Annotated in this window: 19 protein-coding genes and 2 tRNA genes; all 21 read left to right on the top strand. The window is 61.9% G+C overall.

Going from position 1 to position 19,157, the window contains the following annotated elements:
• Window positions 1-174: 174 nt before the first annotated feature.
• The gene (locus ACLP2E_RS01380) at window positions 175-807 is read left to right on the top strand and encodes an ATP-dependent Clp protease proteolytic subunit (RefSeq protein WP_442462725.1); all 633 of its coding nucleotides are present in this window, start codon (window positions 175-177) and stop codon (window positions 805-807) included.
• A gap of 230 nt (window positions 808-1,037) precedes the next feature.
• The gene (clpX, locus tag ACLP2E_RS01375; RefSeq protein WP_442464940.1) at window positions 1,038-2,303 is read left to right on the top strand and encodes an ATP-dependent Clp protease ATP-binding subunit ClpX; all 1,266 of its coding nucleotides are present in this window, start codon (window positions 1,038-1,040) and stop codon (window positions 2,301-2,303) included.
• 381 nt (window positions 2,304-2,684) lie between these two features.
• Window positions 2,685-5,111, top strand: a complete 2,427-nt coding sequence (lon, locus tag ACLP2E_RS01370; RefSeq protein ID WP_442461874.1) for an endopeptidase La — start codon at window positions 2,685-2,687, stop codon at window positions 5,109-5,111.
• Window positions 5,112-5,529: 418 nt separating this feature from the next.
• Window positions 5,530-5,808, top strand: coding sequence for an HU family DNA-binding protein (locus ACLP2E_RS01365; protein ID WP_442461875.1), 279 nt, complete (start codon window positions 5,530-5,532; stop codon window positions 5,806-5,808).
• 240 nt (window positions 5,809-6,048) lie between these two features.
• Window positions 6,049-6,124, top strand: a tRNA-Val gene (locus ACLP2E_RS01360).
• 169 nt (window positions 6,125-6,293) lie between these two features.
• Window positions 6,294-6,944 carry a hypothetical protein gene (locus ACLP2E_RS01355; RefSeq protein ID WP_442461876.1) on the top strand — a complete coding sequence of 217 codons (651 nt, stop codon included), beginning with the start codon at window positions 6,294-6,296 and terminating at the stop codon, window positions 6,942-6,944.
• A 111-nt stretch (window positions 6,945-7,055) separates the two neighbouring features.
• A tRNA-Asp gene (locus ACLP2E_RS01350) sits at window positions 7,056-7,132 on the top strand.
• A gap of 172 nt (window positions 7,133-7,304) precedes the next feature.
• A complete protein-coding gene (locus ACLP2E_RS01345; protein WP_442461877.1) occupies window positions 7,305-8,012 on the top strand; it encodes a carbonic anhydrase in 708 nt (235 codons plus the stop codon).
• A 383-nt stretch (window positions 8,013-8,395) separates the two neighbouring features.
• Window positions 8,396-8,761 (top strand): NADH-quinone oxidoreductase subunit A, encoded by a 366-nt coding sequence (locus tag ACLP2E_RS01340; protein ID WP_442461050.1) that lies wholly within the window; start codon window positions 8,396-8,398, stop codon window positions 8,759-8,761.
• Window positions 8,731-9,336, top strand: a complete 606-nt coding sequence (locus tag ACLP2E_RS01335; protein WP_442461049.1) for a NuoB/complex I 20 kDa subunit family protein — start codon at window positions 8,731-8,733, stop codon at window positions 9,334-9,336. Before ACLP2E_RS01340 ends, ACLP2E_RS01335 begins: the two co-directional genes overlap by 31 nt.
• A gap of 94 nt (window positions 9,337-9,430) precedes the next feature.
• A complete protein-coding gene (locus ACLP2E_RS01330; RefSeq protein WP_442461048.1) occupies window positions 9,431-10,063 on the top strand; it encodes an NADH-quinone oxidoreductase subunit C in 633 nt (210 codons plus the stop codon).
• Between the two features lie 57 nt (window positions 10,064-10,120).
• Window positions 10,121-11,311 carry an NADH-quinone oxidoreductase subunit D gene (locus tag ACLP2E_RS01325; RefSeq protein ID WP_442461047.1) on the top strand — a complete coding sequence of 397 codons (1,191 nt, stop codon included), beginning with the start codon at window positions 10,121-10,123 and terminating at the stop codon, window positions 11,309-11,311.
• A complete protein-coding gene (locus tag ACLP2E_RS01320) occupies window positions 11,308-11,520 on the top strand; it encodes a hypothetical protein (protein WP_442464939.1) in 213 nt (70 codons plus the stop codon). The genes ACLP2E_RS01325 and ACLP2E_RS01320 overlap by 4 nt, the downstream gene beginning before the upstream one ends.
• Window positions 11,517-12,179: an NADH-quinone oxidoreductase subunit NuoE gene (nuoE, locus tag ACLP2E_RS01315; protein ID WP_442461045.1), complete on the top strand. Its 663-nt coding sequence runs from the start codon at window positions 11,517-11,519 to the stop codon at window positions 12,177-12,179. The genes ACLP2E_RS01320 and nuoE overlap by 4 nt, the downstream gene beginning before the upstream one ends.
• Window positions 12,172-13,473 carry an NADH-quinone oxidoreductase subunit NuoF gene (gene nuoF, locus ACLP2E_RS01310; RefSeq protein WP_442461044.1) on the top strand — a complete coding sequence of 434 codons (1,302 nt, stop codon included), beginning with the start codon at window positions 12,172-12,174 and terminating at the stop codon, window positions 13,471-13,473. Before nuoE ends, nuoF begins: the two co-directional genes overlap by 8 nt.
• Before the next feature lie 187 nt (window positions 13,474-13,660).
• Entirely contained in the window at window positions 13,661-15,724 is a 2,064-nt protein-coding gene (gene nuoG, locus ACLP2E_RS01305; RefSeq protein WP_442464938.1) for an NADH-quinone oxidoreductase subunit NuoG, read from the top strand.
• A gap of 13 nt (window positions 15,725-15,737) precedes the next feature.
• Window positions 15,738-16,757, top strand: coding sequence for an NADH-quinone oxidoreductase subunit NuoH (nuoH, locus tag ACLP2E_RS01300; RefSeq protein ID WP_442461042.1), 1,020 nt, complete (start codon window positions 15,738-15,740; stop codon window positions 16,755-16,757).
• A gap of 11 nt (window positions 16,758-16,768) precedes the next feature.
• Window positions 16,769-17,257, top strand: coding sequence for an NADH-quinone oxidoreductase subunit NuoI (gene nuoI, locus ACLP2E_RS01295; RefSeq protein WP_442461041.1), 489 nt, complete (start codon window positions 16,769-16,771; stop codon window positions 17,255-17,257).
• Between the two features lie 170 nt (window positions 17,258-17,427).
• Entirely contained in the window at window positions 17,428-18,030 is a 603-nt protein-coding gene (locus ACLP2E_RS01290) for an NADH-quinone oxidoreductase subunit J (RefSeq protein ID WP_442461040.1), read from the top strand.
• 10 nt (window positions 18,031-18,040) lie between these two features.
• Entirely contained in the window at window positions 18,041-18,349 is a 309-nt protein-coding gene (nuoK, locus tag ACLP2E_RS01285) for an NADH-quinone oxidoreductase subunit NuoK (RefSeq protein WP_442461039.1), read from the top strand.
• A gap of 5 nt (window positions 18,350-18,354) precedes the next feature.
• The coding region (locus ACLP2E_RS01280) for a proton-conducting transporter transmembrane domain-containing protein (RefSeq protein WP_442464937.1) at window positions 18,355-19,157 on the top strand (803 nt) is incomplete at its 3' end.

Below are 19,157 nucleotides of genomic sequence, written 5' to 3'. Positions count from 1 at the left end.
AAACAAGGCTCGGCCTCGATCTTGCATCCGGTTCGAAAGTCCGAACGGCGCAGCCATTGTCTCCGGACGCCAGTGCATTATGTTGGGATGAGGCCAAGCGGCGGCCCCGGCCGCGAACGAAAAAATCCCGGACGGCGGCCCGGCCGCCGCAAAAATGATCTAAGGAATCCATAAATGCGCGATCCGATTGACGTCTACAGCCAATATCTCATCCCGCAGGTCGTCGAGAACACGCCGCGCGGCGAACGCGGCTTCGATATTTATTCGCGCCTGTTGCGTGAGCGCATCATCTTCCTGACCGGTCCGGTCGAGGACGGCATGGCCTCGGTGATCATCGCGCAATTACTGTTTCTCGAAGCCGAAAACCCGAAAAAAGAAATCTCCATGTACATCAACTCGCCCGGCGGCGTGGTGACGTCCGGCATGGCGATCTACGACACCATGCAATTCATCAAGCCCAAGATCTCGACGCTTTGCGTCGGCCAGGCGGCGTCGATGGGCTCGCTGCTGCTGTGCGGCGGCGAGGCCGGCATGCGATTCGCCCTGCCCAACGCCCGCGTCATGGTGCACCAGCCTTCAGGCGGCTTCCAGGGCCAGGCTTCGGACATCCTGCGCCACGCCGAGGACATCATGAAGATCAAGAGAAGGCTGAACGACGTCTACGTTCGCCACACCGGCCGCGACTACGACACCATCGAACGCACCCTCGATCGCGACCATTTCATGTCGGCGGACGAGGCCAAGGATTTTGGCCTGATCGATGAAGTGCTGAACAAGCGCCCCGATTCGGGCGAAGAAAAAAAGTGATTGAAAAGAAGGGGTTCCCGGCGCCTGTTTTGCATGAGGCGCGCCGGGGATTGTGAAGCTTGCCATTGGCGTCGGGGGGCTTAAATTAGGCCTTTCGACGTGATGGAGAACCGGGGCGCGAAGGCGCGCCAATTCGCCGGACCGGAGGCGGAACCCAGTCGGCGGCGGAGCCGATCGACACAAGAAAAGAGCGGTCGGAATAGGCCCGAATCGACCGCAAGGAGAAGCTTATGAGCAAGGTTGGCAATAGCGACTCGAAAAACACGCTCTATTGCTCGTTCTGCGGCAAGAGCCAGCACGAGGTGCGCAAGCTGATTGCCGGGCCGACGGTGTTCATCTGCGATGAGTGCGTCGAACTCTGCATGGACATCATTCGTGAGGAGAACAAGTCGGCGCTGGTGAAAACCCGCGACGGCATTCCGACCCCCAAGGAAATCTGCAAGGTCCTCGACGATTACGTGATCGGCCAGTTCCAGGCCAAGCGCGTCCTGTCGGTGGCGGTGCACAACCATTACAAGCGTCTGAATCACGCGACGAAACATTCCGATGTCGAACTGGCCAAGTCGAACATCCTGCTGGTCGGCCCCACGGGCTCGGGCAAGACCTTGCTGGCGCAGACCCTGGCGCGGATTCTCGACGTGCCCTTCACCATGGCCGACGCCACCACGCTCACCGAAGCCGGCTATGTCGGGGAGGACGTGGAAAACATCATCCTGAAATTGCTGCAGGCCTCGGATTACAACGTCGAGCGCGCCCAGCGGGGTATCGTCTATATCGACGAAATCGACAAGATCTCCCGCAAATCCGACAATCCCTCGATCACCCGAGACGTTTCGGGCGAGGGAGTGCAGCAGGCCCTGCTGAAGATCATGGAAGGCACGGTCGCCTCCGTGCCGCCTCAGGGCGGCAGGAAACATCCGCAGCAGGAATTCCTTCAGGTCGATACGACCAACATCCTGTTCATCTGCGGCGGCGCCTTCGCCGGTCTTGACAAGATCATCTCCGCGAGGGGCAAGGGCACGTCGATCGGCTTCAGCGCCAAGGTTGAAGGTCCCGACGAACGTCGCGCCGGCGAAATCTTCCGTCAGGTCGAGCCGGAGGATTTGCTGCGTTTCGGCCTGATTCCGGAATTTGTCGGCCGCCTGCCGGTTATCGCCACGCTCGAAGACCTCGACGAGGACGCTCTGAAGAAGATCCTCACCGAGCCGAAGAACGCTTTGGTGAAGCAATATCAGCGGCTGTTCGAGATGGAGAACACCGAACTTACCTTCCAGGACGAGGCGCTCAACGTCATCGCCCGCAAGGCGATCGACCGGAAGACCGGCGCGCGCGGCCTGCGCTCGATCATGGAGGGGATCTTGCTCGACACCATGTACGACCTGCCGGGCCTTGAAGGGGTCGAGCAGGTGGTGATCGGTCCGGAAGTGGTCGACGGCAAGGCGAAGCCGCTTTATATTTATGCGGAACGCGCCGAAAAAAGCGGCGTAAGCGCCTGATCGGGCCTGTTCTATGGGCGGCGGCTCCCGCCGCCCTTTTCGTGTCCGCGGAAACGGTGGAGGCAATTCCCGTAAGATCTTGGGGGATATCCGCGCAAGGTCTTGCAGACAAGGTGCTGGGGGGAATCTCCCCGCAAGGTCTCAGGTTAAATGTCGCGCTTTTGTCTTGGGAAACTTGAAACGCGCGACGGATCGCCCCATCTGCCTGTTGACGTAGCCCCCACGCCGCCGATGCTCATGAGAGGTCGAGCGGCGCATGTGGCGGAGGCGTCCGGCGCCGGGCATGATCCCAGAATTGGGCCGGAAGGCTTTCGCAGCATGGGCGGATCGGAAATTCCAAAGCCGGAATTTCAGACCCGCCGTGACAGATAGGACCCTTAGATGACCAGCCCGAAGCGTGAACTGCCTGCGCCTGGCGTGACCGACAGCTACCCGGTTCTGCCGCTCCGCGATATTGTCGTTTTTCCGCACATGATCGTGCCGCTGTTCGTCGGCCGCGAAAAGAGCATTCGCGCGCTGGAAGAGGTGATGAAGGCGGACAAATTTATCCTGCTCGCCACCCAGATGAATGCGGCGGAGGACGATCCCAAGCCCGAGGCGGTTTTTTCCGCCGGCGTGTTGGCGAGCGTGCTGCAATTGCTGAAACTGCCCGACGGAACCGTCAAAGTTCTGGTCGAAGGCATGGCGCGCGCAAAAGTGTCGCGCTACACCCGCACCGATGAATATTACGAGGCCGAGGCCGAGGTTACCCCGGAGGAACTGCCCGATCCGGTCGAGGCGGAAGCCCTGGCGCGGTCGGTCGCCTCGGAATTCGAAGGTTACGTGAAGCTCAACAAGAAGGTATCGCCGGAAGTGGTCTCCGCCGTGGCGCAGATCGACGATCCCGGCAAGCTGGCCGATACCGTAGCCTCGCATCTGTCGGTGAAGATCACCGACCGCCAGTCGGTGCTGGAAATGACTTCCGTCGCCAAGAGGCTCGAAAAGTGCCTGGCGCTGATGGAAAGCGAAATCTCGGTCCTGCAGGTCGAGAAGCGCATCCGCACGCGTGTAAAGCGCCAGATGGAGAAGACCCAGCGCGAATATTATCTGAACGAGCAGATGAAGGCCATTCAGAAGGAGTTGGGCGACGAGGACGGCAAGGACGATTTGTCGGAGCTCGAGGACAAGATCAAGGCGACCAAGCTGTCGAAGGAGGCGCATGACAAGGCCATCGCCGAGCTGAAGAAGCTCCGGCAGATGTCGCCGATGTCGGCCGAGGCGACGGTGGTGCGCAATTACCTCGACTGGCTGGTGTCGATCCCGTGGAACAAGCGCTCCAAGATCAAGAAGGATCTCAATGCGGCGCAAGAAGTGCTCGACGCCGAACATTTTGGCCTGGATAAGGTCAAGGAGCGGATTGTCGAATATCTCGCCGTGCAGAGCCGCGCCAACAAGCTGACCGGCCCGATCCTGTGCCTTGTCGGCCCTCCGGGCGTCGGCAAGACCTCGCTCGGCAAGTCGATCGCCAAGGCCACTGGGCGCGAATTCGTCCGCATGTCGCTCGGAGGCGTGCGCGACGAGGCGGAGATTCGCGGTCATCGGCGCACCTATATCGGCTCCATGCCGGGCAAGGTGATTCAGTCGATGCGCAAGGCCAAAACCTCGAATCCGCTGTTCCTGCTCGATGAAATCGACAAGATGGGCATGGATTTCCGCGGCGATCCGTCGTCGGCGCTTCTGGAGGTGCTCGATCCCGAGCAGAACCACAGCTTCAACGACCATTATCTCGAGGTGGATTACGACCTCTCCAATGTCATGTTCGTCACCACGGCCAATACGCTGAACATTCCGGCGCCGCTGATGGACCGCATGGAGGTGATCCGCATCGCCGGCTATACGGAAGACGAAAAGGCGGTCATCGCCCGGAAACATCTGATTCCGGCGGCGACGAAAAAGCACGGCCTGTCGCCCAGCGAATGGGTGATCGAGGACGCGGCTCTGCTCAAAATCGTCCGCCGCTATACCCGGGAGGCGGGGGTGCGCAATCTCGACCGCGAAATCGCCAATCTTGCCCGCAAGGCGGTGAAGGAGATCCTGCTGTCGAAGCCGAAACTCGAAAAGGTCGTCGTCACCGAGGACAATATCGAGACCTATCTCGGCGTGCCGCGCTATCGTTATGGCGAGGCGGAACTGGAGGATCAGGTCGGCGTGGTCACCGGTCTCGCCTGGACGGAAGTCGGCGGCGAACTGCTGACCATCGAAGGGGTGATGATGCCCGGCAAGGGCCGCATGACGGTGACAGGCAACCTCCGCGACGTGATGAAGGAATCGATTTCCGCCGCGGCTTCTTATGTGCGCTCGCGCGCGGTGGATTTCGGCATCGAGCCGCCGCTGTTCGACCGGCGGGACATCCACGTCCACGTGCCGGAAGGCGCGACGCCCAAGGACGGCCCTTCGGCGGGCGTGGCCATGGCCGTCGCCATCGTCTCGGTATTCACCGGCATTCCGGTGCATCGCGACATCGCCATGACCGGCGAAATCACCCTGCGCGGCCGGGTCCTGCCGATCGGCGGGTTGAAGGAAAAGCTGCTCGCGGCTCTGCGCGGCGGGCTTAAGAAAGTGCTGATCCCGGAAGACAACGCCAAGGATCTGGTCGATATTCCCGAATCGGTGAAGAACAACCTGGAGATCGTGCCGGTTGCGCGCATGGAGGACGTGCTGAAACACGCCCTCGTGCGCATGCCGGAGGCGATCACCTGGGAGGAGGGCGCGGTCAAGGCCGAGCCGCCTTCAGTCGATGACGAGACAGTGGGAGTGGTTGCGCACTGATCGCCAGTTCTCCGCCTGTCTAAACTTCGCATCTGAACCGAACCCCGGTGGTCCCAACCTCCGGGGTTCAATCGTTCAGCGGCGATGTCCGATGCTGGAACGCAGCGCTTTGCCGCACTAATTTGCTCAATGGGCGACTGTTTCGCACGCGCTATCTCGCCAGTGGCTGCCGAGCGCCGGGAAAGCGCCGGTTGTTAAGGGTTTTTTCTTGGCAAAGGCGTTGTATCCCTTGCTTTGTCGCGGATTCGGCCCGAAAGTGGCGCGATCGGGGCCGGCGCGATTCGAGCCACCGCCTTAATTGCGGGCTTCTCGCGCGCGGGACACGATAACATTCAGGGGACCGGGGCGTCGGGGGCGCGCCTCGGTTGTGCAGCACGGCGGCGCCTTGAGCGCGCCCTTACACACGGGATGAATTCAAATGACCAATAAAGCCGAATTGATCGACGCGGTCGCGGAAGCGACGGAAACTTCCAAAGCCGCCGCCGGCGACGCGCTGGACGCCGTGATCGGCGCGATTACCCATGCTCTTAAGGGCGGCGAGGAAGTTCGCCTGGTCGGATTCGGCACTTTCTCCGTCAAGACCCGCGCCGCGGGCAAGGGCCGCAATCCGGCCACCGGCGAGGAAATCACCATTCCGGCCTCAAAAAGCGTGCGTTTCAAGCCCGGCGCCCAACTCAAGGCGACGGTCAACAAGTAGGTCTTCTCCGGCCGAAGGCGCGGTCGCCCGTTCATGGGCCTCCGCGAGTCTTGCGAGAACTTGCCAATATTTCCGGCCGGCTCCATGCCCGTCGGAAGTGTTTTGCCGCCATAAAATACGTCATTGCGCGACTCTTTCCTTGCCAGCGCCGATGCGGGGCATTATGAGCCGGAAAACGGCCGTGAAGCTTTTGCGCCGACTTCCACGGACGCCAGCCTGGAAACCAAGCCAGGTAATGCCGGGCGGTTAGCTCAGTTGGTAGAGCATCTCGTTTACACCGAGAGGGTCGGCGGTTCGAGACCGTCACCGCCCACCAATTCACAAGCATTTCGCGGCGCGGACCTTCGGCTCAAGCGAACGGTCCGAGTTGCCGAACATGTTACAACAGAGAAGCAGGGCCGCGGTCCAATCGATAGGATCGAAAATGGCTCTGGGTGGAGATGGGAATGTTAACGGCAAGGGTCCGGGCATTTCGGCGCGCCATAATGCCGTTTCTGGCCGCATTCGGCCTGCTGGCCGCCGTTTCGCACGCCAACGCGCAAAGCATGTCGTTCCGGCTGGCGTCGCTGGCCGATGGCTCCGGCTGCCGGTCGCATTGCCCGCATGTGATCGTGGCCGAAGGTCAAATCGGCAACTCCACGCCGCACGAGTTTCTCGATTTCCTGCGTGAAAACGCCTCCGACCGCGATTTGCGCACGGTGGTGTTCCTCAATTCGCAGGGTGGCTATGTCGTCGCCTCGATGGAATTAGGTCAGATTTTCCGCCGCATTGGCGCTGCAACAGTAGTGGCGCGGCTGGGCGCCTCGTCCGGCCGGGGACGCTTCCTGACCGCCTCCTGCCTGTCCGCCTGCGTCTATGCCTTTATGGGCGGACGCAAAAGGGTGGCGCCGCCGGGCAGCGCGCTGGGCATCCACCGCATGTTCGCCAATCAGGAACATACCAATCTCTGGGGCGATTCGAAATCCGAGCGCGTTTACGACAATGGCTCGATGGCAGGGATGCTGATGAATTATTCGTCGCGCATGGGCGTCAGCCGCGAATTGATTCGTTACGCCGAACACATTTCCTCTCAGTCGATCCATGTGGTCACGGCCGGAGAAATGGCGCGTTGGAATTTGGCGAGCCGGGTTTTCTGAATGCTTGTGGGGAAACGCTGTTGTTCGTCAAAACGACATAACAGCGCTTGACTTGACGGCGTCGCTGTCTTAATTCGCAGGCCTCCGATCGATGCGATGCGTCGCGGTCGCGGGGGAGTAGCTCAGTTGGTTAGAGCGCCGGCCTGTCACGCCGGAGGTCGCGGGTTCAAGTCCCGTCTCTCTCGCCATTTTCTTTAAAGATCCAAATAAAGATATGGCGCTTCTCGAGACGTGGCGCTTCTCAAGACGTGGCGCTTCGTCGTCGCCTTGTCACGCCGTCGCTTTATTCTCCGGCCTTCCGACTTGGGCAGGTTTTCTCGCTGGTACTGCATTGCGGCGACAGACTTTCGAGGCCAGGGCATGAACGCAGCGAACGGGGAAGAGATTTTTCCATCCCAGCTGGTTCAGGGCTATGAAAGATTTCTCGGCGGCGACTTTCGCCGCGAACGGTCGAGCTTTCACGAACTGGCGGAAAAAGGTCAGCATCCGCATACGCTGGTGATCGGCTGCTGCGATTCGCGCGTCATGCCGGAAGAGATTTTCGGCGCCGCACCGGGCGAAATTTTCGATATCCGCAATGTCGCCAATATAGTGCCGCCTTTCGCGGCGAATCTGGCGCACCACAGCGCCTGGGCGGCGATCGAATATGGCGTGACGGCCTTGCGGGTCGGATGCATCGTCGTACTGGGCCATGGCAACTGCGGCGGCGTCCGCGCCTTTGTTGAGGGCGGCGCGGAAAAATACCAGTCGCCGCCGCCCGACGATGCGCTGGGACATTGGATCGGCCTGATCTCCCCGGCGGCCAAACGTCTTGGCGCCCCGCCGGAACAATCGGGCGCGGATTACGCCGAACGGTTGGCCCGCGAATCGGTCAAGCAGAGCCTCGACAATCTGCGCGCCAATCCGCGTTTGGCGGCGCTTGAGCGGGCGGGGGAGTTGCGGCTGCACGGCGCGTTTTTCGATATTCTCGACGCGCAGCTTCTGGCGCTGGACGAGGCGCGCGGCGAGTTCATTCAGGTCTCGGCAGGACGTCATCGCTCGGCCCTGGGCGTCGCGCCGGAGAGCTGATCCTTGGCCCCGGCCGGGACACAGGCAATTCGGCTTTTCCCAGAGCAATCGGGGGTAATTGGACCTTCGACTTTCGCATCAAGGGCGCCGCCGCCGTTTGCGGGAAAATTGGGCGAGGGACGAGGAAAACCAAGCTTTTCCGGGCTGAGGGGAGGCGCAGACGCCGGCGGAACCCGCGCACGGGCCCGAAAGGGGCGCTAAAGCCGGGGGCAGGGCCATCGCTTTGAACTTGCGCGAGGCGCCGCGCTGCGATACGGAACCAAGACCATCCAGCGGCGGGATGCGGCTTTTTCAAGGCTGTACGCCTATCGCTCGGCGGCGAAGCGCCCCGCCCGCGGTTCATCCGCGATTGGGCGCCGCGCCGGAAACCACGGGACAATGCCATGCCGGGCCTCCTGAACGATTATCTGCCGCTGGTGATCTTCATCGCTCTTTCCGCGGTGATTTCGGGGGCGCTGCTCGTCGCGCCTTTCCTCATCGCCTTCAAGGCGCCGGACGCCGAAAAGCTCTCGGCCTATGAATGCGGCTTCAACGCTTTCGACGACGCGCGCATGAAATTCGACGTGCGTTTCTATCTCGTCTCGCTGCTGTTCATTATCTTCGATCTGGAAGTGGCCTTCCTGTTCCCATGGGCGGTGGCGTTCCGCAAGATCGGGGTGTTCGGCTTCTGGTCGATGATGGTGTTCCTGGGCGTGCTCACCGTCGGCTTCATCTATGAATGGAAGAAGGGAGCCCTGGAATGGGATTGACCTCCGAACCGAGCAAAACCCTTATCGCTCCGGCGCCGCGTGGCATCCTCGATCCGCGTACCGGCAAGCCGATCGGCGCCGACGATCCGACTTTCCTGTCGATCAACGACGAGCTGGCCGACAAGGGTTTTCTCGTCACCGCCACCGACGACCTGATCAACTGGGCCCGCACCGGCTCGCTGATGTGGATGACTTTCGGTCTCGCCTGCTGCGCCGTGGAAATGATGCAGGCGGCGATGCCGCGCTATGACGTCGAGCGTTTCGGCTTCGCGCCGCGCGCCTCGCCTCGCCAGTCCGACGTGATGATCGTCGCCGGCACCTTGACCAACAAGATGGCCCCCGCCTTGCGCAAGGTCTACGACCAGATGCCGGAGCCGCGCTATGTGATCTCCATGGGTTCCTGCGCCAATGGCGGCGGCTATTACCACTATTCCTATTCAGTGGTGCGCGGCTGCGACCGCATCGTGCCGGTCGACATCTATGTGCCGGGCTGCCCGCCGTCGGCGGAAGCCCTGCTTTACGGCATCATGCTTTTGCAACGGAAAATCCGCCGCACCGGCACGATCGAACGCTAAGATTTCCGGCGCGATTGTTTTCGCGCCGCCCCTTTTCGCGCCCAGTGCGGGCTGGACTTAAGGTGTGAGAATGGCCAACGAGGAGAACGTTGCGATGGACGCATCGGTCGACCACGCCGCCGCTTTGCGCGAGAAATTGCGGGCGCTGTCGGACAAGATCCAGGCCGGACTGAAGCAAGCGGTCGTCAGCGCGACCATCGCCTATGACGAGTTGAACGTCGTTGTCGAGCGGGAGCAATGGATCGCCAGCCTGACCTTCTTGCGCGATTGCTGCGGCTTCATCAGCTTCATCGACCTGACAGCCGTCGACTGGCCGGCGCGCGAACAGCGCTTCGACCTGGTCGTGCACCTGCTCGACCCCAAGGGCAACCTGCGCATCCGCATCAAGACCATGACCGACGAGGCGCAGCCGATCGAATCCTGCGAAAAGGTCTGGCCGGCCGCCAACTGGTTCGAGCGCGAAGCCTATGACATGTATGGCGTGCTGTTCAGCGGCCATCCGGACCTGCGCCGCATGCTGACCGATTACGGTTTCGACGGTCATCCCCTGCGCAAGGATTTCCCGATGACCGGCTATGTCGAAGTGCGTTACGACGACGCCCGCAAGCGGGTGGTCTATGAGCCGGTCAAGCTCAGCCAGGAATATCGCAGTTTCGATTTTCTCTCGCCCTGGGAGGCGGCGCAATACGAGCTTCCCGGCGACGAAAAAGCCAGCAAGCAGGGTTGATGCGCAAAAAAGCGTCCTGAGAAATCTGGACCTGAAATTTTGATGGGCGAGCCACCAATGTCCGAACAGAACCTGCGCAATTTCTCGATCAATTTCGGCCCGCAGCATCCTGCGGCGCATGGCGTGTTGCGGCTGGTGCTGGAACTCGACGGCGAAGTGGTCGAACGCGTCGATCCGCACATCGGACTGCTGCATCGCGGCACCGAAAAGCTGATGGAATCCCGCACCTATATGCAGAACACGCCCTATTTCGATCGGCTCGACTATTGCGCGCCGATGAATCAGGAGCATGCTTTCTGCCTCGCCATCGAAAAGCTGCTGGAAGTCGAGGTTCCGCGCCGCGCCCAGTTGATCCGTGTGCTTTACTGCGAAATCGGCCGTATCCTGTCGCATCTCCTCAACGTCACCACCCAGGCGATGGACGTCGGCGCCTTGACCCCGCCGGTGTGGGGTTTCGAGGAGCGCGAAAAGCTGATGGTGTTTTACGAGCGCGCTTCCGGCGCCCGCATGCACGCCAATTATTTCCGGCCCGGCGGCGTCGCCAGGGACCTGCCGACAAAACTGATCGAGGACATCGGCGCCTGGTGCGATCCGTTCCTGAAAGTCTGCGACGACCTCGAAGAATTGTTCATCGAGAATCGCATCTTCAAGCAGCGCAATGTCGACATCGCCGTCGTCACGGCGGAAGAATGCTGGAAATGGGGCTTTTCCGGTCCGGTGTTGCGCGGCTCCGGCGTCGCCTGGGATCTGCGCCGCTCCCAGCCCTATGAATGCTACGAAGAGATGGAGTTCGACATTCCGGTCGGCCAGCACGGCGATTGCTACGACCGGCAGGTGGTGCGCATGGAGGAAATGCGCCAGTCGATCCGCATCATCAGGCAATGCGTGGCCAAGCTGCTCGAGCGGGCGAATGAAGGCCCGGTGCTGACGCCCAACCACAAGATCACGCTGCCGCGCCGCAGCGAGATGAAAAATTCGATGGAATCGCTGATCCATCATTTCAAACTATTCACCGAGGGCTTCCGCGTGCCGCCTGGCGAAGTCTATGCGGCGGTCGAGGCGCCCAAGGGCGAGTTCGGCGTCTATCTCGTCGCCGACGGCACCGACAAGCCATACAAGTGCAAGATTCGCGCGCCGGGCTTCGCCCATCTGCAGGCTATGGACTTCATGAGCCGCGGCCATATGCTCGCCGACGTTTCGGCCATTCTCGGCGCGCTCGACATCGTGTTCGGGGAGGTCGACCGTTGACGGTTCTGCAATCCCTGCGCAAGAACGCCCCCTTTCTCCTGGCCGGCCTCGGCTCCGGAATTGTCGTGTTGATGCTGATGCGTCAATCGGGGGGCGAGCCTTTGTTTCAGCCGCAAAGCGATTTCGGCATAGTGATCGGCGCCATCCTCGTCGCCGCTTATGTCGTCTATCAGGACACGCGCGAATCCAACGGGAAGCCTAACTCATGAGCGTCCGCCGCCTCGCCGAAAACCAGCCCGAAAGCTTCGAGTTCACGCCGGAAAACCGCGCCTGGCTCGACGCGCAGATCGCCAAATATCCGCCCGGCCGCCAGGCCTCCGCCGTGATTCCGGCGCTGTGGCAGGCGCAGAAGCAGCATGATTACTGGCTGCCTCAGAAGGCGATGGAGAAGGTCGCCGAGATTCTCGACATGCCGCGCATTCGCGTGCTCGAAATCGCCACTTTCTACACCATGTTCAATCTGGCGCCGGTCGGGAAATATTTCATCCAGCTGTGCGGCACCACGCCCTGCATGCTGCGCGGCGCCGACGAGATCATCCATGTCTGCCAGGAGCGCATCGGCCCGCAGCGTCAGGTGACGGCGGACGGGCTGTTCTCCTGGCTCGAAGTCGAATGCCTAGGCGCCTGCTGCAACGCGCCAATGGTGCAGATCAACGACGATTATTATGAAGATCTCGACGCGGATAATTTCAACAAGCTGCTCGACGATCTTGCCGCCGGACGGCCGGTGAAGATCGGTTCGCAGAAGGGCCGCATGACTTCCGAGCCGGAAGGCGGCCTGACCTCCTTGACGACTTTCTATGGCGCGGACGGCAAGAGCGGCCCGCTTTCCACACCAACGGCCAAGCGAGGAGACGCAGATGCTTGAGGACAAGGATCGCATCTTCCAGAACCTTTACGGCTTTGGCGACTGGGGCCTGGCGGGCGCCCGGGCGCGTGGCTGCTGGGACAATACCAAGGGCCTGATCGAAAAGGGCAAGGACTGGATCATCAACGAGATGAAGGCGTCGGGCCTGCGCGGGCGCGGCGGCGCCGGCTTCCCGACCGGCCTGAAATGGTCGTTCATGCCCAAGCCCGATCCAGCGCGGCCCTCCTATCTGGTGGTCAACGCCGACGAGTCCGAGCCCGGCACCTGCAAGGATCGCGAGATCATGCGCAACGATCCGCATCTGCTGATCGAAGGCTGCCTGATCGCCGGTTTCGCCATGGGCGCTTCGGCCGCCTATATCTACCTGCGCGGCGAATATATTTTCGAGCGCGAACGTTTGCAGGCGGCCGTCGACCAGGCTTATGCGGCCAATCTGATCGGCCAGAACAACATCCACGGCTATCCCTACGAGGTTTACGTCCATCACGGCGCCGGCGCCTATATCTGCGGCGAAGAGACGGCCTTGCTGGAGTCTCTTGAAGGCAAGAAGGGAATGCCGCGCCTAAAACCGCCGTTCCCGGCCAATATGGGCCTCTATGGCTGCCCGACGACGGTCAACAACGTCGAATCCATCGCCGTCGCCCCGACCATTCTGCGTCGCGGCGCCGCGTGGTTTGCCGGGTTCGGCGCCAAGAACAATGCGGGCACCAAGCTTTTCTGCATTTCCGGGCATGTCGAAAAGCCGTGCAATGTCGAAGAGGCTATGTCGATCCCGTTCCGCGAACTGATCGAAAAACATAGCGGGGGCATCCGTGGCGGCTGGGATAATCTTCTGGCGGTGATCCCCGGCGGCTCGTCGGTGCGTTGCGTGCCGGCGCATGAAATCATCGATTGCCCGATGGATTTCGACAGCCTCGGCAAGCTGAAGTCCGGCCTCGGCACGGCGGCGGTGATCGTGATGGACAAGTCCACCGACATCATCCGCGCCATCGCCCGTCTCTCGCATTTCTACGCGCACGAAAGCTGCGGCCAGTGCACGCCGTGCCGCGAAGGCACCGGCTGGATGTACCGGGTGATGCAGCGCATGGTCGAGGGACGCGCGCAGAAGAAGGAAATCGACATGCTGTTCGACGTGTCGAAACAGATCGAGGGTCACACGATCTGCGCCCTGGGCGATGCGGCGGCTTGGCCGATCCAGGGCCTGATCACGCATTTCCGCCCGGTGATCGAAGCGCGAATCGACAGCTACACCGCCCGAGCCGACCGCGACGCGGTCAAGATCGCGGCGCAATAAAGATACGCGCCTCGGCGCCCCACGGCGGGCGAGGCAGGAAAAGGTAATTGCATCGACAAAGTCGATGCTAGGAGCGAATGCGACCAATAGCCCGTCGAAAGACGGGCGTCTGAAGACGCCCTTTGGCTGACGCGAGGGGCGCCTCGACCGCCCCCCTTGGGCGGGCGAGGCAAAACGGATGAGAGACATGTCTAAGATCATCGTCGATGGCGTCGAAGTGGATGTGCCGCCGGAGTACACGCTGCTCCAGGCGTGCGAGGAGGCGGGGAAGGAAATCCCGCGCTTCTGCTATCATGAACGGCTGTCGGTCGCGGGCAATTGCCGCATGTGCCTGGTCGAGGTGAAGGGTGGCCCGCCCAAGCCGACGGCCTCCTGCGCCATGTCGGTCAGGGATCTGCGTCCCGGTCCCAACGGCGAGCCGCCGGTGGTGCTGACCAATTCGCCGATGGTGAAAAAGGCCCGCGAAGGGGTGATGGAGTTCCTGCTCATCAACCATCCGCTCGATTGCCCGATCTGCGACCAGGGCGGCGAGTGCGACCTCCAGGACCAGGCCATGGCCTTCGGCCTAGACCGCTCGCGCTACCACGAGAGCAAGCGCGCGGTCGAAAACAAATATATCGGCCCGCTGGTCAAGACCGAGATGACCCGCTGCATCCATTGCACGCGCTGCGTCCGCTTCACCGCCGAAATCTGCGGCACGTCCGACATGGGCGCCATCGGGCGCGGCGAGGACATGGAGATCACCACCTATCTCGAACAGGCGATGACCTCAGAATTGCAAGGCAATGTCACCGACCTCTGCCCGGTCGGCGCGCTTTTGCCGAAGCCGCAGAATTTCCGCGCCCGTCCGTGGGAATATAACAAAACGCCGGGCGTCGACGTGATGGACGCGCTCGGCTCGTCGATTCGCATCGACACGCGCGGCCGCGAAGTGATCCGCATCCTGCCCCGCCTCAACGAGGCGGTGAACGAGGAATGGATTTCCGACAAGAGCCGACAGATCGTCGACGGTCTCAAGACCCAGCGTCTCGACCGGCCTTTCGTCCGCGAAAACGGCAAGTTGCGGCCGGCGTCGTGGGCGCAGGCCTTTGCCGCCGTCGCCGCCAAGGTCAAGGCTACCGCGCCGGAGAGGATCGGCTTCATCGGCGGCGATCTCTCGTCGGTCGAAGATCTGTTCGCCGCGAAGTCGCTGGCCGAAGAGCTTGGCGTGAAGAACATCGACGCGCGCCAGGACGGCGCCAGGCTCGATCCGGCGCTTGGGCGCGCCTCCTATCTGTTCAACGCCACCGTCGAGGGCATCGACCGGGCCGACGCCCTGCTGATCGTCGGCTCCAATCCGCGCTGGGAATCGCCGGTGCTCAACGCCCGCATCCGCCGCCGCTGGCGCGCCGGAAACTTCCCTGTCGGCGTGGTCGGCGAAAAGGCCGATCTGACCTATGATTACGCATATCTCGGCGCCGGCCCCGACACGCTGGCGAATGTCGCCAAGGGCGAAGGCTTTGGCGAGGTTCTCGCCAAGGCGGAACGTCCGCTGATCCTGGTCGGGCAGGGAGGTCTCGCCCGCGAGGACGGCGCCGCCATTCTGGCGCTGGCCGCGAAGCTCGGCGCGCCGAAAGGCGACTGGACCGGCTTTTCGGTGCTGCACACGGCGGCCTCGCGGGTCGGCGCGCTCGATCTCGGCTTCGTCCCGGGCGAGGGCGGCCTCGACGCCGACCAAATGGCCAAATCCGGCGCGCTCGACCTCGTTTTCCTCGTCGGCGCCGATGAAATCGGCATCGAGCCGGGCGCCTTCGTCGTCTATATCGGCTCGCACGGCGACCGCGGAGCCCATCGCGCCGACGTGATCCTGCCCGGCGCGGCTTACACCGAAAAGTCCGGCACTTACGTCAATACCGAAGGCCGGGTGCAGATGGCCGACCGCGCCGCCTTTCCGCCAGGAGACGCCCGCGAGGACTGGGCGATTTTCCGCGCCCTTTCCGGCGCACTCGGCCAGCCTTTGCCGTTCGATTCGCTGTCCGCCCTGCGCGGAAAACTCTATTCGGCCTATCCGCATTTCGCGCAGCTCGATGTTCTCGCCCCGGCTGACGCTTCCGGCCTGGCTTCGCTTCCGGCCGGCGAACTCGGCCACGGCGCGCTGGTTTCGCCGATCGCCGATTTCTACCTGACCAACGCAATCGCGCGCGCCTCGCATGTCATGGCCGAATGTTCTGCCGTGGCCAAGGGCCGCACCCACGCCCTAGCGGCGGAATGAGGAGAAGAAGCGAATGGAACTCCTGCTCTCCCTTCTCATCATTCTGGCGAAAAGCTTAGGCATTCTCGTCGTCCTGCTGGTGATCGTCGCCTATTACATTCTCGCCGACCGCAAGGTATGGGCGGCGGTGCAATTGCGGCGCGGACCGAACGTCGTCGGACCCTGGGGCATCTGGCAGAGCTTCGCCGACATGATCAAGTTCCTGTGCAAGGAGCCGATCATTCCCGATGGCGCCAACAAGGGCGTGTTCCTGCTTGCGCCTTTGGTCACCGCGACACTGGCGCTCGCCGCCTGGGCTGTGATCCCGGTCAACGACGGCTGGGCGGTGGCCAATCTCAATGTCGGCGTGCTCTATATTTTCGCCATTTCGTCGCTCGGCGTTTACGGCATCATCATGGGCGGCTGGGCCTCGAATTCGAAATATCCGTTCCTGGCGGCTTTGCGCTCGGCGGCGCAGATGGTGTCCTACGAAGTCTCGATCGGCTTCGTCATCATCACCGTGCTGCTCTGCGCCGGCTCGCTGAACCTCAACGATATCGTCAAGGCGCAGGACACCAAATGGGGCATGCTCGGCTGGTACTGGCTGCCTTTGTTTCCGATGTTCGTGATCTTCTTCATCTCGGCCCTCGCCGAGACCAACCGCCCACCCTTCGATCTGGTCGAGGCCGAATCGGAACTGGTCGCCGGCTTCATGGTCGAATATTCCGCCAGCCAGTACCTCCTGTTCATGCTCGGCGAATATGTCGCCATCGTCACCATGTGCGCGCTGATGACGCTGCTGTTCTTCGGCGGCTGGCTGCCACCGGTGAATATCGCGCCCTTCACCTGGGTGCCGGGCGTGATCTGGTTCATCCTCAAGGTGAGCTGGTTCTTCTTCCTGTTCGCCATGGTCAAGGCTTTCGTGCCGCGCTATCGCTACGACCAGCTGATGCGGCTGGGCTGGAAAGTATTCCTGCCGATCTCGCTGGTCGCCGTGGTCATCGTCGCGGGGCTGGTTGAATTCACCGGCTTCGCGGGCGGCGTCGCGCATTGAGAGGATCGCAAATGCAACTCGTCCAATCCGCCAAAGCGCTGTTCCTCAAGGAATTTGTCGGAGCGTTCTTCCTGTCGTTTCGCTATCTCTTGAAGCCGAAGGCGACGCTGAATTATCCGCACGAAAAGAATCCACAATCGCCGCGCTTTCGCGGCGAGCACGCGCTGCGCCGTTATCCCAACGGCGAAGAGCGCTGCATCGCCTGCAAGCTCTGCGAAGCGATCTGCCCGGCGCAGGCCATCACCATCGAGGCGGCGCCGCGCGGCAATGACGGCACCCGCCGAACCACGCGCTACGACATCGACATGACGAAGTGCATTTATTGCGGCTATTGCCAGGAGGCTTGCCCGGTGGATGCGATTGTCGAAGGGCCCAATTCCGAATTCGCCGTCGAGACCCGCGAGGAACTGTTTTTCGACAAGCAGCGCCTGCTCGACAACGGCGCGATCTGGGAGCGCGAAATCGCTCGCAACATCGCCGCCGACGCGCCCTACCGCTGAATGATCCCCGCATCTTTCGAGATGCGGGGCCTGCAAACAGAGACTTAAATCCTAACCGGCTTTACCCCAGGCCGACTCTTGATTAAGCCAAGTCTGGTTGATCCCAGTCCGTTTGATCAAATTCGGCGAATGAAGCGATCAAGGCCCTGAGACGGGCGCACAGGTGGACCATGACGTTAGCCGCGGCCTTCTTCTATCTGTTTTCGATCATGACGATCGCCTCGGCCGTCATGGTCATTTCGGCGCGCAATCCGGTCCATTCGGTGTTGTACCTGATCCTCGCCTTCGTCAACGCGGCCGGCCTTTTCCTGCTCGCGGGCGCCGAATTTCTGGCGATGATCCTGGTCGTCGTCTATGTCGGCGCAGTGGCGGTGTTGTTCCTGTTCGTGGTGATGATGCTCGACGTCGATTTCTCCGAGCTGAAACAGGGCTTCCTGCAATATCTGCCGATCGGCATGCTGGTCGGCCTGATCGTGCTCTTGGAGCTGGTGCTGGTGGTCGGCGCCTGGACGGTGGCGCCGCAGACGGTGCTGGGCACGCCGACGCCCGGCCATCTCTCCAACACCGCCGCGATCGGCGAGGTGCTTTATACGCAATATGTCTATCTGTTCCAGGCGGCGGGCTTCGTTCTTCTGACCGCTATGGTCGGCGCCATCGTGCTGACCCTGCATCACCGGACGAATGTGCGCCGCCAGTCGATCGCGGCGCAGAACGCGCGCACCCGCGCCTCGGCCATCGAAGTCAAGAAAGTCCCGTCTCGGGCGGGCGTGTGAGGAGCGGTCCATGGTCATCGGTCTCGAACATTATCTGATCGTCGCCGCCATCCTGTTCACACTGGGCGTGGCCGGCATCATTCTCAATCGCAAGAACATCATCATTATCCTGATGTCGGTGGAATTGATCCTGCTATCGGTCAATCTCAATCTCGTGGCCTTTTCCGCGCAATTGCACGACCTGACCGGCCAGATCTTCGCCCTGTTCATCCTCACCGTCGCGGCGGCGGAGGCGGCGATCGGCCTGGCGATCCTGGTCACCTATTTCCGTAACCGCGGCACGATCGCGGTCGAAGACATTAATATGATGAAGGGCTGAACGACATGGTCGCCGCAATCGTCTTTCTTCCCCTTCTCGGCTTCCTGGTAGCCGGCCTTTACGGCCGCTGGATCGGCGCGCGCGGGTCGGAAATCCTTACCACGACGCTTCTGTTCGTCTCCTGCCTGTTCTCCTGGATCGTGTTCGCCCGCATCGGCTTCGGCGGCGAACCCTTCTCCGTCCATCTGCTCTCCAACTGGATGACCTCCGGCGGCCTGAGGGTCGATTGGGCGCTGCGCGTCGACACGCTGACCGCGGTGATGCTGGTGGTGGTGACGACGGTGTCGTCGCTGGTGCATCTCTATTCCATCGGTTACATGCACGAAGACCCGTCCCGGCAGCGTTTCTTCGCCTATCTGTCGCTGTTCACCTTCGCCATGCTGTCGCTGGTGACCGCCGACAATCTGGCGCAGATGTTCTTCGGCTGGGAAGGCGTCGGTCTCGCCTCCTACCTGCTGATCGGCTTCTGGTACGAGAAGCCCTCGGCCAACGCCGCCGCGATCAAGGCCTTCGTCGTCAACCGTGTCGGCGATTTCGGCTTCGCGCTCGGCATCTTCATGGTCTTCCTGCTGACCGGCTCGATTTCCTTCGACACCATCTTCGCCGCCGCTCCCGGCCTCGCCCACAAGTCGATCCACATGTTCGGCGGCGACTGGGACGCCATGACCCTGACCTGCCTGTTGCTGTTCATGGGCGCGATGGGCAAGTCGGCGCAGTTCCTGCTGCACACCTGGTTGCCGGACGCGATGGAAGGTCCGACTCCGGTCTCGGCGCTCATCCATGCCGCGACCATGGTCACCGCCGGGGT

Origin of the sequence: Rhodoblastus sp., assembly GCF_052145335.1 — a bacterium.
Taxonomy (GTDB): domain Bacteria; phylum Pseudomonadota; class Alphaproteobacteria; order Rhizobiales; family Beijerinckiaceae; genus Rhodoblastus.
Note: the sequence above shows the minus strand (reverse complement) of the source record. Positions and strands in the feature narration are given on the sequence as shown.

Coding starts and splice junctions, on each gene's coding strand:
- ACLP2E_RS01380 (WP_442462725.1), top strand. CDS start 175: ATGCGCGATCCGATTGACGTCTACAGCCAATATCTCATCCCGCAGGTC.
- clpX (WP_442464940.1), top strand. CDS start 1,038: ATGAGCAAGGTTGGCAATAGCGACTCGAAAAACACGCTCTATTGCTCG.
- lon (WP_442461874.1), top strand. CDS start 2,685: ATGACCAGCCCGAAGCGTGAACTGCCTGCGCCTGGCGTGACCGACAGC.
- ACLP2E_RS01365 (WP_442461875.1), top strand. CDS start 5,530: ATGACCAATAAAGCCGAATTGATCGACGCGGTCGCGGAAGCGACGGAA.
- ACLP2E_RS01355 (WP_442461876.1), top strand. CDS start 6,294: ATGCCGTTTCTGGCCGCATTCGGCCTGCTGGCCGCCGTTTCGCACGCC.
- ACLP2E_RS01345 (WP_442461877.1), top strand. CDS start 7,305: ATGAACGCAGCGAACGGGGAAGAGATTTTTCCATCCCAGCTGGTTCAG.
- ACLP2E_RS01340 (WP_442461050.1), top strand. CDS start 8,396: ATGCCGGGCCTCCTGAACGATTATCTGCCGCTGGTGATCTTCATCGCT.
- ACLP2E_RS01335 (WP_442461049.1), top strand. CDS start 8,731: ATGGAAGAAGGGAGCCCTGGAATGGGATTGACCTCCGAACCGAGCAAA.
- ACLP2E_RS01330 (WP_442461048.1), top strand. CDS start 9,431: ATGGACGCATCGGTCGACCACGCCGCCGCTTTGCGCGAGAAATTGCGG.
- ACLP2E_RS01325 (WP_442461047.1), top strand. CDS start 10,121: ATGTCCGAACAGAACCTGCGCAATTTCTCGATCAATTTCGGCCCGCAG.
- nuoE (WP_442461045.1), top strand. CDS start 11,517: ATGAGCGTCCGCCGCCTCGCCGAAAACCAGCCCGAAAGCTTCGAGTTC.
- nuoF (WP_442461044.1), top strand. CDS start 12,172: ATGCTTGAGGACAAGGATCGCATCTTCCAGAACCTTTACGGCTTTGGC.
- nuoG (WP_442464938.1), top strand. CDS start 13,661: ATGTCTAAGATCATCGTCGATGGCGTCGAAGTGGATGTGCCGCCGGAG.
- nuoH (WP_442461042.1), top strand. CDS start 15,738: ATGGAACTCCTGCTCTCCCTTCTCATCATTCTGGCGAAAAGCTTAGGC.
- nuoI (WP_442461041.1), top strand. CDS start 16,769: ATGCAACTCGTCCAATCCGCCAAAGCGCTGTTCCTCAAGGAATTTGTC.
- ACLP2E_RS01290 (WP_442461040.1), top strand. CDS start 17,428: ATGACGTTAGCCGCGGCCTTCTTCTATCTGTTTTCGATCATGACGATC.
- nuoK (WP_442461039.1), top strand. CDS start 18,041: ATGGTCATCGGTCTCGAACATTATCTGATCGTCGCCGCCATCCTGTTC.